This is a genomic window from Candidatus Rhodoblastus alkanivorans (genome assembly GCF_022760755.1).
GTDB classification, from domain to species: domain Bacteria; phylum Pseudomonadota; class Alphaproteobacteria; order Rhizobiales; family Beijerinckiaceae; genus Rhodoblastus; species Rhodoblastus alkanivorans.
This window is the reverse complement of record NZ_JAIVFP010000001.1, coordinates 458,946-472,452: the sequence shown is the minus strand read 5'-3', so window position 1 is coordinate 472,452 and position 13,507 is coordinate 458,946. Positions and strand designations below refer to the sequence as shown.

Here is a 13,507-nt window from a genome sequence, read left to right as displayed (position 1 = left end):
ACCCTTCTCACCGAAAACACGGCGAAATTACGCCTCTCGCGCGCGCAAAGCCGCCGCGGCCGCGAAAGGCGCGCCCGCGACCGCCATCAGCGACAGGCCGCACAGGATCAGGAAGGGTGTGTGGAAGGGCACGGTTCCGCCGCTGGCGGCTGACGCGCTGGCGACGCCGAAGATGAGAACCGGGGTGGTCAGCGGCAGGATCAACACCGCCATGAGCAGGCCGCCGCGCCGCAGGCCCGCCGTCAAACCCGCGCCGATCGCCCCGAGCAGCGTCAGCGCCGGCGTGCCGGCGAAAAGCGAGGCGGCGACGCCGGCGAGCGCGGCGGGCTCCATTCCGAGCGTCAGTCCGAGCAGCGGCGCGGCGGCGATCAGCGGCAGCGCGGTCAGCGCCCAATGGGCCGCGCATTTGGTCAGCACGACCAGCTCCAGCGGCGTCGAGGACATGCCGAAAAGATCGAGCGAGCCGTCGTCGGCGTCGGCCTGAAAGAGCCGGTCGAGCCCGAGCAAAGTCGAAAGCAGGGCGGCGATCCACAATATGGCCGGCCCGATCCGCGACAAAAGGTTGAGGTCCGGCCCGATGGCGAAAGGCATGAGGCTCACGAGAATCAGGAAAAAGACCACGCCCATCGCGCCGCCGCCGCCGACGCTGCGGGCGATGCGCACTTCCCGCCAGAACAGGGCCGAGAGCGGGGTCACGCGGCCTCTCCCGCGCCGTTGCGAGGCGTCGCCGCGTCGAGACGCAGTTCCCTGCCGCCGATCAGCCCGAGCGGCGCGTGGGTCGCGGCGATGACGAAGCCGCCGCCAGCGCGATGGGCCGCCATGGCTTCAGCAAATTTTTCCTGCGAGCCGACGTCAAGGGCGGTGGCCGGCTCGTCGAGCAGCCAGACCGGCCGGGGCGCGACGAACAGCCGTGCGAGGGCGACGCGACGCTTCTGGCCGGCCGAGAGATAAGCGACGGGAAAATCGCCGACGCGCGCGAGTCCCACCTTCGCCAAAGCGCCTTCGGGCGACAGCGCCGAGCCGGACGAAGCCTTCAGCATGTGCGACCAGAATTGGAGATTTTCCAGCGCGGTGAGCGCCGCCTTCAGCCCGTCCGCGTGACCGACATAATGGGCCTGCTCGGCGAGAGGCGTTTCGGACGCGCCGCCTTCAAGCCGAATTTCGCCGCCGCGCAACGGCAACAGTCCGGCCAGCGCGCGCAACAGAGTCGATTTGCCGGCGCCGTTGCGTCCGAGCACGAGCAAGGCTTCGCCCGCGCGCAGATCGAAATCGAGGTCGCGCAGAATCGCGCGTCCGCCGCGTTCGACGCGCAGACCTTGGGCGAAAATCCTTTTCACGGCTTGAGTTTCCGGCGGGCGGGCTTCGGATTGCGGCACAGAATCCTCGTGGTCGGGCGGCGCTGGGCAGGGCTCGTTTCGTGGGCTTCCGGCGAGCCCGCATGTAACTTTTGTTTGTGTAGCCTGCCAGTACAGATTTATCTATAAGCCTCTCATTCGCCCTTCTCGCCCCGCCACACTTTTCTTCGGGATCTCCCTGCGATGGCTTCACTCGACAGCTTCAAATGCCGCAAAACCCTTAAGGTCGGCGCCAAGACCTATCATTATTTCTCGCTCAAGGCGGCTGAGAAGAACGGGCTCCAAGGCATTTCCAAACTGCCTTATTCGATGAAGGTTCTTCTTGAGAATCTGCTTCGCAACGAGGACGGCCGCTCTGTCAGCAAGGACGACATTCTCGGCGTTTGCGAATGGCTCAAGAACAAGGGCAAGGTCGAGAAGGAAATCGCCTTCCGTCCCGCCCGCGTGCTGATGCAGGACTTCACCGGCGTCCCGGCGGTGGTCGATCTCGCCGCGATGCGCGACGGCATCGAAAAGCTCGGCGGCGAACCGGAGCTGATCAATCCGCTGGTTCCGGTCGATCTCGTGATCGACCATTCGGTGATTGTCGACGCCTTCGGCAGCAAGAGCGCGCTCAAGACCAATGTCGACCTGGAATATTCGCGCAACGGCGAGCGCTACAACTTCCTGAAATGGGGCCAGGGCGCCTTTTCCAATTTCTCGGTCGTTCCGCCCGGCACCGGCATCTGCCATCAGGTGAACATCGAATATCTCGCCCAGACGGTGTGGACCCGCAAGGAAAAGCACCAGCCGGCGCGCGGCAAGGCGGTCACGGTCGAGGTCGCTTTTCCCGACACCGTGGTCGGCACCGATTCGCACACCACCATGGTCAATGGCCTTTCAGTGCTGGGCTGGGGCGTCGGCGGCATCGAGGCCGAAGCCGCCATGCTCGGCCAACCGCAGTCCATGCTGCTGCCCGAGGTCATCGGCTTCAAACTCTCCGGCAAGCTCAAGGAAGGCGTCACCGCGACCGATCTGGTGCTGACCGTCACCCAGATGCTGCGCAAGAAGGGCGTGGTCGGCAAATTCGTCGAATTCTTCGGCCCCGGCCTCGACGCCCTGACCCTGCCCGACCGCGCCACCATCGCCAATATGGGTCCGGAATATGGCGCGACCTGCGGCTTCTTCCCAATCGATTCCGAAACCATCGATTACCTGAACAAGACCGCCCGCAAGCCCGCCCGCGTCGCTCTGGTCGAGAAATACGCCCGCGCCCAGGGCCTGTTCCGCACCCGTCTTTCCGCTGAGCCGGTTTTCACCGACACGATTGAACTCGATCTCGCCTCGGTCGTTCCCTCGCTCGCCGGCCCGAAGCGCCCGGAAGGCCGCATTGCTCTGGACGCGGTCGCGTCGGGCTTCGCGGCGGCGATGGAGACCGAATATAAAAAGATCGCTTCGATCGGCGAACGCTACAATGTCGATGGCGAAAATTTCGACATCGGCCATGGCGACGTCGTGATCGCCGCCATTACGTCCTGCACCAACACCTCCAACCCGAGCGTGCTGATGGGCGCGGGCCTCCTGGCGCGCAACGCCGCCGCCAAGGGCCTGACCGTCGCGCCCTGGGTCAAGACCTCGCTCGCGCCCGGATCGCAGGTCGTCGCCGAATATCTGTCCAAATCCGGCCTGCAGAAGTCGCTCGACAAGCTCGGCTTCAACCTGGTCGGCTTCGGCTGCACCACCTGCATCGGCAATTCCGGCCCGCTGCCGGAGAAAATCTCCAAGGCGATCAACGCCAATGGCGTGGTTGCGGCGGCGGTTCTTTCCGGCAACCGCAATTTCGAGGGCCGCGTCTCGCCGGACGTCCAGGCCAATTATCTCGCTTCGCCGCCTTTGGTCGTCGCCTATGCGCTCGCCGGCTCGGTGCGGAAGGATCTGACCAAGGAGCCGCTCGGCCACGACAAGAAGGGCGCGCCGGTGTTCCTGCGCGACATCTGGCCGACGTCGCAGGAAATCCAGGAATTCATCCGCAAGAACGTTACCAAGGCGCTGTTCAAGGCGAAATATGCGGATGTGTTCAAGGGCGACGCCAACTGGCGGCGGGTCAAGGCGCCGCACAGCCAGACCTACGAGTGGGACAACAAGTCCACCTATGTCCAGAACCCGCCCTATTTCAAGGGCATGACCATGGAGCCCAAACCCGTGAAGGATATCGAGGGCGCCCGCGTCCTCGCCCTCTTCGGCGACAAGATCACCACCGACCATATTTCCCCGGCCGGCTCGATCAAGGCGGCGTCGCCCGCCGGCAAATATCTCCAGGCCAACAAAGTGAAGCCGGAAGACTTCAACCAATACGGCACAAGACGCGGCAATCATGAAGTGATGATGCGCGGCACTTTCGCCAATATCCGCATCAAAAACTTCATGCTCGCCGACAAGAACGGCAACGTCCCCGAAGGCGGCAATACTGCCTATTTCCCCGGCGGCGAGGTCATGCCGATCTACGACGCCGCGATGAAATATGAGAAGGCCAAGACGCCGCTGGTCGTCTTCGCCGGGGTCGAATATGGCAACGGCTCGTCACGCGACTGGGCGGCCAAAGGCACCAATCTTCTGGGCGTGCGCGCGGTGATCGCCGAAAGCTTCGAGCGCATCCATCGCTCCAATCTCGTCGGAATGGGCGTGCTGCCCCTGACTTTTGAAGAAGGCACGACCTGGAAGTCGCTCGGCCTCAAGGGCGACGAACTGGTGACCATCAAGGGCCTCACCAATCTGGAGGCGCGCCAGAAGCTAGAAGCCGAAATCACTTATGCCGACGGCACGGTGAAGAAGGTTCCGCTCAACTCGCGCATCCAGACCGCCGACGAAGTCGAATATTACAAGAACGGCGGCATCCTGCATTATGTGCTGCGGCAGCTGGCCGCAGCGTAAACGTCTCTGCTATTTCAGAATCGAGAGCCGCCTGAATTTCCGGCGGCTCTCTTATTTTGACTGATTTTCGAATATCAAATACGTTTTTCCAGACCGGCGGGGAGGATGTTTCCCGCGTGAAAGTTGTTGTCAATCGACATTACTTGCGAAATTGGGTCCTCATAAGGGAACTTTTGACGCCATGCGTCGTTAACCCTAGGTCTGCGATCGCGTGATGATACGCGAAGCAGCGGGTACGCCGCCGGCGTCTATAAGCCCAAAACTTTTTTCCGCGTTGAATGGAGAACAGCGGCCAAACGCCCCGGCGAAAATCCAGGGGAGAAAAGCCATGAAATGGAATTACAGTTTTTTCAGCCTGCTGATGGCCGTGTCCTTTATTGCCGCCGGCGCGCTCCTGCCAGGCTTGAGCGTGGCTCAGGATGCGAAAGTGAAGGCGGCAATGGAGGTTATGAAATCAAAGGCTGAAAATCTCGGTCCTCCCAAAATCGAAGGCTCCGACACCGTGGCGGGCAAGCAGGTTCCAGCGATTTATTTCGGCTCGACCAAGATGAATAATAATTATGACCTGGTTGATGGGGTCGTGATGCAAGCCGGCGGCACGGCCACGATTTTTGTGAAAAGCGGCGCCAACTTTGTTCGTGTCGCTACGAATATCAAAAAAGACGACGGGTCGCGCGCCATTGGAACGGTCCTTGATCCCAAAGGCAAAGCCATCGCATCAATTCAAAAGGATAAACCCTTTTATGGAGAGGTTGACATCCTCGGCAAACTTTACGTGACGGGGTACGAACCAATTCACGATGCGGCAAACCACGTGATCGGAATATATTACGTCGGATACAAGAAATAAATCCACGTCCCGCCGACCCGAGCCGCAATGCGACTCAGCGCGCATTCAAAAAAGACATCGGAGGCGCCGTCCGCGCCTCTTTCGCGTCTCGGAAACGCAACTCGCAACGGCGCCAGGGCGGCATTTTTCAAAAATGCTCCGTATCAGCCTCCGGCTTGATTTCATGCTTTAAAATCAACGGCGTCTGGGCGAGCGCGAAGAGCAAGGTCAGGGGGAGGACGCCGAAGGTTTTGAACTTGACCCAATTGTCCCAGGTCAATGTCAGGCGCAGGATTTCGTTGAGCCCGGCGAGGGCGAAGAAGAACAGGCCCCAGCGGATCGTCAGCTTGCGCCAGCCCGCCTCGTCGAGATGCATCACGCTGTCGAGCGCGACCGGCAGCAAGAGCTTGCCGAAGGCCAGTCCGCCGAGCAAAGCCGCGCCGAACAGGCAATCGACGATCGTCAGCTTGATCTGAATAAAGCTCTTGTCCTGGAAGACGAAGGTCAGCCCCCCGAACACCAGCACTGCAATCGCGGTGACGACCGGCATGATCGGCAAATGCCGGGTCATAATCCACGACACCGCGAGCGCCGCGACCACCGCCGCCATCAAAACCGCTGTCGCGGTCAGAATAGCGGTCTTTTCCGGCGTGATCCCGGGCGGCAGGACAGGCGCTACAATCCAATGAAACAGCGCCGGACGCGCATTGGCGACGAAGAACAGGATGAGCGGCCCTATTTCCAGCGCCATTTTAAGCGTGGGATTGAGCTTGGCCGGCGCCTTGGTTGCGCTCGTTGAATTCGTCATGCGCTTTCACTTTCGAAACCTGCGATCGCGCGGGCGAAATCGCGGGCGGTAAAGGGCTCCAGGTCGTCGGCCTGTTCGCCGACGCCGATGAAATGAACCGGCAACTGAAATTTGTCGGCGATCGCGACGAGAATGCCGCCGCGCGCGGTGCCGTCGAGCTTGGTCATGACCAGGCCGGTGACTCCCGCGGTCTTGCCGAAAATCTCCACCTGGCTCAGCGCGTTCTGGCCGACCGTCGCGTCGAGCACCAGCAGGACCGCATGCGGCGCCTGCGCGTCGACCTTCTTCATGACCCGCACGATCTTTTCCAGCTCGGCCATCAGTTCGGTGCGGTTTTGCAGGCGTCCCGCCGTGTCCATCATCAGGATGTCGACATTCTGCTCCTGCGCGGCCTTGATCGCGTCGAAGGCGAGGCCGGCCGCATCCGCGCCCGTGTCGCGCGCGATGACCGGAACCTTCGTCCGTTCGCCCCAGATTTTCAGCTGCTCGATCGCTGCGGCCCGAAACGTGTCGCCGGCGGCGAGCATCAGCGTCTTGCCCTCGGCGGAAAATTTCGCGCACAATTTGCCGATCGTCGTGGTCTTGCCGGAGCCATTGACGCCGACGACAAGAATGACGAAGGGCTTTTTCTCGCCGTCGATCTCCAGAGGCCGCGCCACGGGAGTCAGCACGCGCTCGACCTCGTCCGCCAGAATGGAGCGCACTTCCTCCGGCGCAATCTGCTTGTCATAGCGCCCCTTGCCGACCAGGGCGGCGATCCGGGTCGCGGCGGCGACGCCGAGATCGGCGCGCACCAGCACGTCCTCCAGATCCTCCAGCATGTCGGCGGAGAGCTTTTTCTTGGTGAAAATATCGGCGACGCCCTGGGCGATCGAGGAGGAAGAGCGCGCCAGCCCCTGCCGCAGCCGCGCCCACCAGTTCAATTTCGGCGGCGCGGGCGCCTCGACGACGGGCTCAGGAACGGGCTCGGGAACAGGTTCAGGAAGCGGCGGCGGTTCGGGCGGCGTGGGTTCCGGCGCCACTTCCGCAATCGGCGTCGGGATTTCCGTCACGGGCGGCGGGGCCTCCGGTGCGGGCGCCGGCTCCACATCAGGCGCGGGAACGGGCCTGGCCTCTTCGACCTCGGGCTTTTGCTCCCAAAAGGCCTCTTCCGCATGCCGCATCTTGAACAGGCGCCCGATGAAGCCGCTCTTATCTTTCGATTCCGCGCTCATGCGCCTCCGTCTCGTCCTGTTCGGGGCCAGCGCCCTTCTCAATTGTGCCGGATTTTGCGATAAACGGTCATGACGGTCGCCGCGCAAAATCCCTCATCTCTCTCGATAGCCTGTCCCGCATGACGCCGGAAGAGATTTATGCGCGGCTGCTCTATCGCGATGGGCTCATTCTGGTTCTCGACAAGCCGGCTGGCCTTCCCGTCCATCGCGGCCCCAAGGGCGGTGAGAATTTCGAACAATATTTTTTTCACCTGCGTTTCGGTTTGCCGCGCGACCCGTCGCTCGCGCATCGCCTGGACAGGGACACCTCCGGCTGCCTGGTGCTGGGACGCCATCGCAAGGCGCTGGAAAAGCTCATGCATCTTTTCAAACAGGGCCGGATCGAGAAGACCTATTGGGCCGTTGTCCAAGGCGGACCAGAACAGAACGAGGGCCTGATCGACCTTCCGCTCGGCCGGCTCGACGCCACGAGGGGCTGGTGGATGAAGGTCGATCCTGACGGCCTGCCCGCGCAAACGCGCTGGCGCGTTCTTGGACGCGGTCACGACAGCGACGGCGCGCCGCTCGCCTGGCTGGAGCTTGCGCCGCTCACCGGGCGCACCCACCAATTGCGCGTTCATTGCGCGGCGCTCGATTTCCCGATCTTTGGCGATCCGATCTATGGCGCCGGCCGCGAACCGGAGGAGCTTCTCCATCTGCACGCCAGGGCGGTCAAAATACCGCTTTCGAATAACAAGCCGCCCATCGAAGTCGAGGCCTGCGCGCCGGACCATATGAAGAAGCGCCTTGCCGCCTGCGGCTGGACGCAAAACTTGGACGACGACACCATCGTTGCGCGCCAGGAAAGGGAAAATGAGCGCGAACGGGCCCGGCTTGAGGCGAAAGTCGAAGGCGACTGAGCCTTGCGACACTGAAGGCGCATTGCCCTAAGCGCCTGCTTGCTGTAGGGAAACGCGCTCAAAATGTGGAGATCAGCATGGGTTACAAGGTCGCTGTCGTCGGCGCCACGGGCAATGTGGGCCGCGAAATGCTGGATATTCTGGCCGAACGCCAATTCCCGGCGGACGAGGTGGTGGCGCTGGCGTCGTCGCGCTCGATCGGCACGGAAGTCTCCTATGGCGACAAGACCCTGAAGTGCAAGCATCTCGACACGTTCGACTTTTCCGATTGCGACATTGCCCTGATGTCGGCGGGCGGCTCCATCTCCAAGGAATGGTCGCCGAAGATCGGCGCGCAGAATTGCGTGGTGATCGATAATTCGTCGGCCTGGCGCTATGATTCCGACGTGCCGCTCGTCGTGCCGGAAGTCAATGCCGACGCGCTGAAGGATTTCCGCCGCAAGAACATCGTCGCCAATCCCAACTGCTCGACGGCGCAACTGGTTGTGGCGCTCAAGCCGCTGCATGACCGTTTCACTATCAAGCGCGTCGTGGTTTCGACCTATCAATCGGTCTCTGGAGCCGGCAAGGAGGCGATGGACGAGCTTTTCGCCCAGACCCGCGCGGTCTTCGTTTCCGATCAGGTCGAGAACAAGAAATTCCCCAAGCGCATCGCCTTCAATCTCATTCCCCAGATCGACGTCTTCATGGAGGACGGCTTTACCAAGGAAGAGTGGAAGATGATGGCCGAAACGAAGAAGATTATCGACCCCAAGATCAAGCTCACAGCGACCTGCGTGCGGGTGCCCGTCTTCATCTCCCATTCCGAAAGCGTCAATATCGAATTCGAGAAGCCGGTGACCGCCGACGAGGCCCGCGCCATCCTGCGCGAGGCGCCCGGCGTGCTGGTGATCGACAAGCGCGAGCCCGGCGGCTACATCACCCCGCATGAGGCGGCCGGCGAGGACGCCACCTATATTTCGCGCATTCGCGAAGACGCCACCGTTGAGAATGGCCTCGCCTTCTGGTGCGTGGCGGACAATCTGCGCAAGGGCGCCGCGCTCAACGCGGTGCAGATCGCCGAAGCGCTGATCAACCGCAAGCTGTTGACGCCGAAGCAGAAGGCGGCCTGAGGAAACATGAAAACAGCGCCGCGCTCCGGCGCTATTTTTCTTTGACCGCCAGCCCGATTTTCTTGGCGAGATAGAGACTGTCGCCCTTGTCGCAGTCGAGCAGATCTTTCGTCCGGTATCGATAGACGTTCCAGGTCGGCGGCGACAGTCCGATCCGGGCGTCGCCGGGATTGTTTCGTGCGACGCGGGCGGCGAGAGCTCCGGAGTCGTCATAGACATAGCCCTCGCGGTAGGACGCGCCGTCCGGCGCCGCGCGGCACGCGCTGAGCCATTCGTGGTAGCGATAGCCGTTGAGGTGGGCCTGCGTGACGTAATAGGCCGGCGTGAGGGCGAGAAAAGACCCCATCGCGATCATCATGACGACCGCCCCGAGCGTCATCGCTGTTCTGTTCATCGCTACGCTCTTCTCGTTCGCCTGCGGCCTGTCCCGGGCTCAAAATTTCGTCAGAAGCGCGGCGTCCTTGCGAACGCTTCCCGATGCGCTTCCGCCGCGACCTGACGGAAGCCGCCGTCGCTGGGGTCCAACGCCATGAGTTCGCCGCCGGCAACGCCGAAATAGGCGCCATGCAGGTTGAGCCAGCCACGTTGTTCGAGTGTGGCGATATAGGGAAAGCTGCGGAGATTGGCGACGCTTTGCCTGATCGATTCCCAGGCCAGCCGTTCCGCCCAGACATGGAGCGGCTCGGTTGACTCGCCGATGCTCTCCGCCGCCGGCGCAAGCAGCTTGATCCAGCGGCCGATGAAATCGCCGGGCGCCAGCGGCCGCATGTAGGGATCGCGCTGCATTTCCGCGAAAGCCTTCACGCCGCCGCATTGGGCGTGGCCCATGACGACGATGTCCTTGACCTTGAGCCCCATCACCGCGAATTCGATCGCCGCCGAGGTGCCGTGATAATCGTCGTTGGGCTTGTAGGGCGGCACCAGATTGGCGACGTTGCGGACCACGAACATTTCGCCCGGGCCGGCGTCGAAGATCAGCTCCGGCGAAACGCGCGAATCGCAACAGCCGATCAACAGAATTTCCGGGCTCTGTCCCCGCTCGGCCAGTTCCTCGAAACGCTCGCGCTCGCGTGGAAAACGCCCGTTGAGGAAGTTCTCGTAGCCTTCGGTCAGGCGTTTTGGCAGTTTCGCTTCGCCCATTGTATCTCCGCTCGGCCGCAACGGCGCCCGTCGAGCGAGTTCTGCCGCATCGTGGCAAAGAGAGCAATCCTTTGCTTTGCCGATCGCGGGCTATCTACTTAGAATAGCTCTAATTAATTGCTTGTCGCTGGAGCGGGCGCCGTCTCATTGTTAGCCTCCCCGCGAAAATGAAGACAAGGTCGTGCGTCGGGGGGGGTCATGGAGACTTTCGGGATCGGCAAAACCAACACCCAGATCGCCTATGACTGGCGCGGCGGTCCATTGGCGCGCATGATCCGGACCCCGCTGCGCGCAGTCGATCTGCATCCCACCCGGCAACGCATCAGCCTCGGGGCTTATTCGGGAAATCGCCCTTTACGGCCAGACCGTTTGGTACGACACCGACACCGGACCGCATGCCCATTATTTCGACGAAGACCGCGAAACGCTCTCGGACGCACCGCGCGACCTGGTTCAGCAATTGAGGATTCAGCCGCCGCCGGGACGCAAGATCGTCGGCGTCGACATCATCGTCCGCCTTCGGGACCAGGCCTGATCCATCCCCGGCGAAGACCTGAGAGCGGAGGCGCCGGGACATTTACGACATCGAACGCGAAAGCCGAAAGACCGACGCCAGAATTCCGGACGCAATTCGCCCTTCCCCGTCTTCCACACCATGGGACGAAGCCGCATTGACGGAAATGGCGGTTGCGCGCCTTTCCGAACATTATGGCGATTTCTGCTCCGAAGCCTGCATAAGAACGCGCTGTCGAACGATCGTCGCCCTGGCCTTGGATTACAATGTCGCTTGGCCTCCGTCCGATGCGCCGATTGCGCGCATGAAGGTGGTGACGCCGGCCGTGCGCAGCGGAACCATCGGCTTGCCGTGGCTCTCACATAATTTCTTGACGTAATCCATGGCGCCGTGGCTGACGCAATTCACTGGAAAGAAGACCTGATCGGCCTGGCGCACAAGCTCGCCTAGCCGCGCCGTCGACTGTTCGATTCCGCCATCGTGATGCAGCAATCGCCCGTTGAGGCCCATGACGAGAGCGCGCAACTGGCAGACCGTCTGAGGCCGGCCGCCGACATAGAGCAAACAGCGTCCGCAAAGATTGTCGCAAGGCGGCTCGTTTCCTTCGACGGCCGGCACGCCGTCGTCACATTGGCCGGATGAAGCCGCCTGCGCCGCCGCGCGCCGTTCGCTTTCGTCGAGACGAGCCCGAAGGCTCTCCAGACCCAGTTCGGCCTTGGCGAGGCTCTTGCGCAATTCGGCCTTTTCCCGATTCGCGGCGATGAGCTCGGACTTGCGCGCCGCGAGTTCCTGCGCCAGGTCGTTGCGCGAAAGGGTTTCCCGCAACCGAAGACATTCGGCGACGAGCGGCTCCTGCGCGCGGAGCTTGGCCCGTAGCGCCCCGAGCTGTTCGCCAAGCGCATTCAACCTTTCATCCCGTTCCGCGACCCGCGCGGCGAGGCGGCGGGCGATTTCGCCGTTTTCGCGGCGAGCTTCGGCTATCGCCCGCGCGTCGCCGCGATTCGAAGCGCCGCACATATGCGACATCATGTGAATCTCGCCATAGACGCGCGCTTCGACGCTCATGGGCAAATTCGGATGAGTGACCAGCGCCCAATATGCGCCCGGGACAAGTCCGCCCTCCACCGCGCTTTCCCAATAGCGCAGGAAAGCCTCCTCGTCGTCCAGTCCACGGCATTTGCGCACAGCGCCTTCGAATTTCGCATCGAGATGTTTGGTGACGGCGCGCGACACCCGATTGTCGTTGTTCATGCGCGACGTGATCAGGCCGTGGATGTCGTAATCCGTCAAACCGTACGGATCCTCAATGAAGCGGCATTTTTTGGCGATCCGCCGCAATTCATTCAAGGTCAGGCATGTGCCGACGATCGAACACAACGACGCGCCGCGAACCTCCCAAATATTCAGCCTCCGCAACGCCGCGGCGCGTCGAAGCGCATGGGATTCGGCGGGCGGCGCCCGAAGCAGGGCGGTCAAGGGCGGGTTGAGCGCATTGAAAGCCGCGGCGGTCAACGCCGCCGGCACGCCGAAATCCCGTTTCTTCGTCATCGCTCGTCCTCTTGCTCGAGGCGAATATCCCCCGCGCCCGGATCGCGGAACAAGCGAATCGGCGTTTCGTAGAATGATTCTAATTATCGGCGAATTGGAAAACGGACCGGCGCGTCGCGCGCCTGACCCTTGCAGCGAAAGGCGCCCGCCGGCGGAAACAAAGTCGGCCGAGGACTGCAAAATGACGATAGCGTGAAAGCCGTGAAAACATTATGGTGCACCGCAAAAGCCTTGCCAAAACGGAGCCGACATGACCTGCCTTCGCCCCCGCCGCAGCGTTCTCTACATGCCCGGATCCAACGCGCGCGCGTTGGAAAAGGCCAAGACGATCGCCGCCGACGCGCTGATCCTCGACCTCGAGGACGCCGTCGCCCCGGACGCCAAGGAGCTGGCCCGCAATCAGGTGACGGCCGCCGTCAAGGCCGGAGGATTCGGTCGCCGCGAAGTCGTGATTCGCGTCAATGGCGCCGCGACCCCCTGGGGCAAGGACGATCTCGTCGCCGCCGCTCTGGCTGGCCCGGACGCCATTCTGCTGCCCAAAGTCTCCTCGCCCGGCGACATCATGCTGACCGCCATGGCGTTGCGCGACGCCGGCGCCCCCGACCACACCCGCATCTGGGCCATGATGGAAACGCCCGTGGCGATATTGAACGCCGATTCCATCGTTCGCACCGCCCTCGATCCGAATTCGCGGCTCGCCGTGCTGGTCATGGGAACCAATGACATCGCCAAGGAAACCCGCGCCCGCCTGACCCCCGGTCGCCAATCCATGCTGGCCTATCTTTCGATCTGCGTCGCCGCCGCCCGCGCGCATGGCGTGGAGATCGTCGATGGCGTCTACAATGATTTTTCGAATGAAGCCGGTTTCCGGGCCGAATGCGAACAGGGCCGCGATCTCGGCATGGACGGCAAGACCCTGATCCACCCCAATCAGGTCGCGCTCTGCAACGAGGTTTTCGCGCCCTCGGAAACGGAGATCGCCTTCGCCCGCAAGATCATTGACGTTTTCGACCTCCCCGAGAATGCGGCGAAAGGCGCGTTGCAGATCGACGGCAAAATGGTCGAACGTCTCCACGCCGACATGGCGCGCCGCACTGTCGCCATAGCCGACGCGATCGCCGTCGTCTGACCGCCGATTGCGGGGTTTCTTTTCCACGGCGCGCGCGTTAGCTATAGGG

Annotated in this window: 12 protein-coding genes; 5 read left to right on the top strand and 7 right to left on the bottom strand. The window is 62.4% G+C overall.

Going from position 1 to position 13,507, the window contains the following annotated elements:
- Positions 1 to 27: 27 nt before the first annotated feature.
- A complete protein-coding gene (ccmB, locus tag K2U94_RS02160) occupies positions 28 to 696 on the bottom strand; it encodes a heme exporter protein CcmB (protein ID WP_243065642.1) in 669 nt (222 codons plus the stop codon).
- Entirely contained in the window at positions 693 to 1,376 is a 684-nt protein-coding gene (gene ccmA / locus K2U94_RS02155) for a heme ABC exporter ATP-binding protein CcmA (protein ID WP_243065641.1), read from the bottom strand. The genes ccmB and ccmA overlap by 4 nt, the downstream gene beginning before the upstream one ends.
- A gap of 162 nt (positions 1,377 to 1,538) precedes the next feature.
- On the opposite strand from ccmA, the gene acnA reads away from it, so the two are divergent.
- Entirely contained in the window at positions 1,539 to 4,265 is a 2,727-nt protein-coding gene (gene acnA / locus K2U94_RS02150; RefSeq protein ID WP_243065640.1) for an aconitate hydratase AcnA, read from the top strand.
- 328 nt (positions 4,266 to 4,593) lie between these two features.
- Complete coding sequence (locus K2U94_RS02145) at positions 4,594 to 5,115, top strand: Cache 3/Cache 2 fusion domain-containing protein (protein ID WP_243065639.1); 522 nt, start codon at positions 4,594 to 4,596, stop codon at positions 5,113 to 5,115.
- 127 nt (positions 5,116 to 5,242) lie between these two features.
- Here the strand turns inward: K2U94_RS02145 and K2U94_RS02140 are convergent, their stop codons facing one another.
- Both K2U94_RS02140 and ftsY read right to left on the bottom strand, forming a co-directional pair.
- Positions 5,243 to 5,902: a septation protein A gene (locus K2U94_RS02140; RefSeq protein WP_243065638.1), complete on the bottom strand. Its 660-nt coding sequence runs from the start codon at positions 5,900 to 5,902 to the stop codon at positions 5,243 to 5,245.
- Positions 5,899 to 7,116, bottom strand: coding sequence for a signal recognition particle-docking protein FtsY (gene ftsY, locus K2U94_RS02135; RefSeq protein ID WP_243065637.1), 1,218 nt, complete (start codon positions 7,114 to 7,116; stop codon positions 5,899 to 5,901). The genes K2U94_RS02140 and ftsY overlap by 4 nt, the downstream gene beginning before the upstream one ends.
- 119 nt (positions 7,117 to 7,235) lie before the next feature.
- Between ftsY and K2U94_RS02130 the strand changes: the two genes are divergently transcribed.
- Together K2U94_RS02130 and K2U94_RS02125 are read left to right on the top strand one after the other, a co-directional pair.
- On the top strand, positions 7,236 to 8,015 hold the full coding sequence (locus K2U94_RS02130; RefSeq protein ID WP_243065636.1) for an RluA family pseudouridine synthase: 780 nt from the start codon (positions 7,236 to 7,238) through the stop codon (positions 8,013 to 8,015).
- Positions 8,016 to 8,092: 77 nt separating this feature from the next.
- Positions 8,093 to 9,127, top strand: coding sequence for an aspartate-semialdehyde dehydrogenase (locus K2U94_RS02125; RefSeq protein ID WP_243065635.1), 1,035 nt, complete (start codon positions 8,093 to 8,095; stop codon positions 9,125 to 9,127).
- Positions 9,128 to 9,158: 31 nt separating this feature from the next.
- Here the strand turns inward: K2U94_RS02125 and K2U94_RS02120 are convergent, their stop codons facing one another.
- From K2U94_RS02120 to K2U94_RS02110, 3 genes are all read right to left on the bottom strand, one after another.
- Complete coding sequence (locus K2U94_RS02120; RefSeq protein ID WP_243065634.1) at positions 9,159 to 9,521, bottom strand: hypothetical protein; 363 nt, start codon at positions 9,519 to 9,521, stop codon at positions 9,159 to 9,161.
- Between the two features lie 50 nt (positions 9,522 to 9,571).
- Positions 9,572 to 10,267, bottom strand: coding sequence for a carbonic anhydrase (locus K2U94_RS02115; RefSeq protein WP_243065633.1), 696 nt, complete (start codon positions 10,265 to 10,267; stop codon positions 9,572 to 9,574).
- Positions 10,268 to 11,042: 775 nt separating this feature from the next.
- Entirely contained in the window at positions 11,043 to 12,329 is a 1,287-nt protein-coding gene (locus tag K2U94_RS02110; RefSeq protein WP_243065632.1) for a DUF2325 domain-containing protein, read from the bottom strand.
- A 250-nt stretch (positions 12,330 to 12,579) separates the two neighbouring features.
- Between K2U94_RS02110 and K2U94_RS02105 the strand changes: the two genes are divergently transcribed.
- Positions 12,580 to 13,458: an HpcH/HpaI aldolase/citrate lyase family protein gene (locus K2U94_RS02105; protein WP_243065631.1), complete on the top strand. Its 879-nt coding sequence runs from the start codon at positions 12,580 to 12,582 to the stop codon at positions 13,456 to 13,458.
- Positions 13,459 to 13,507: the final 49 nt, after the last annotated feature.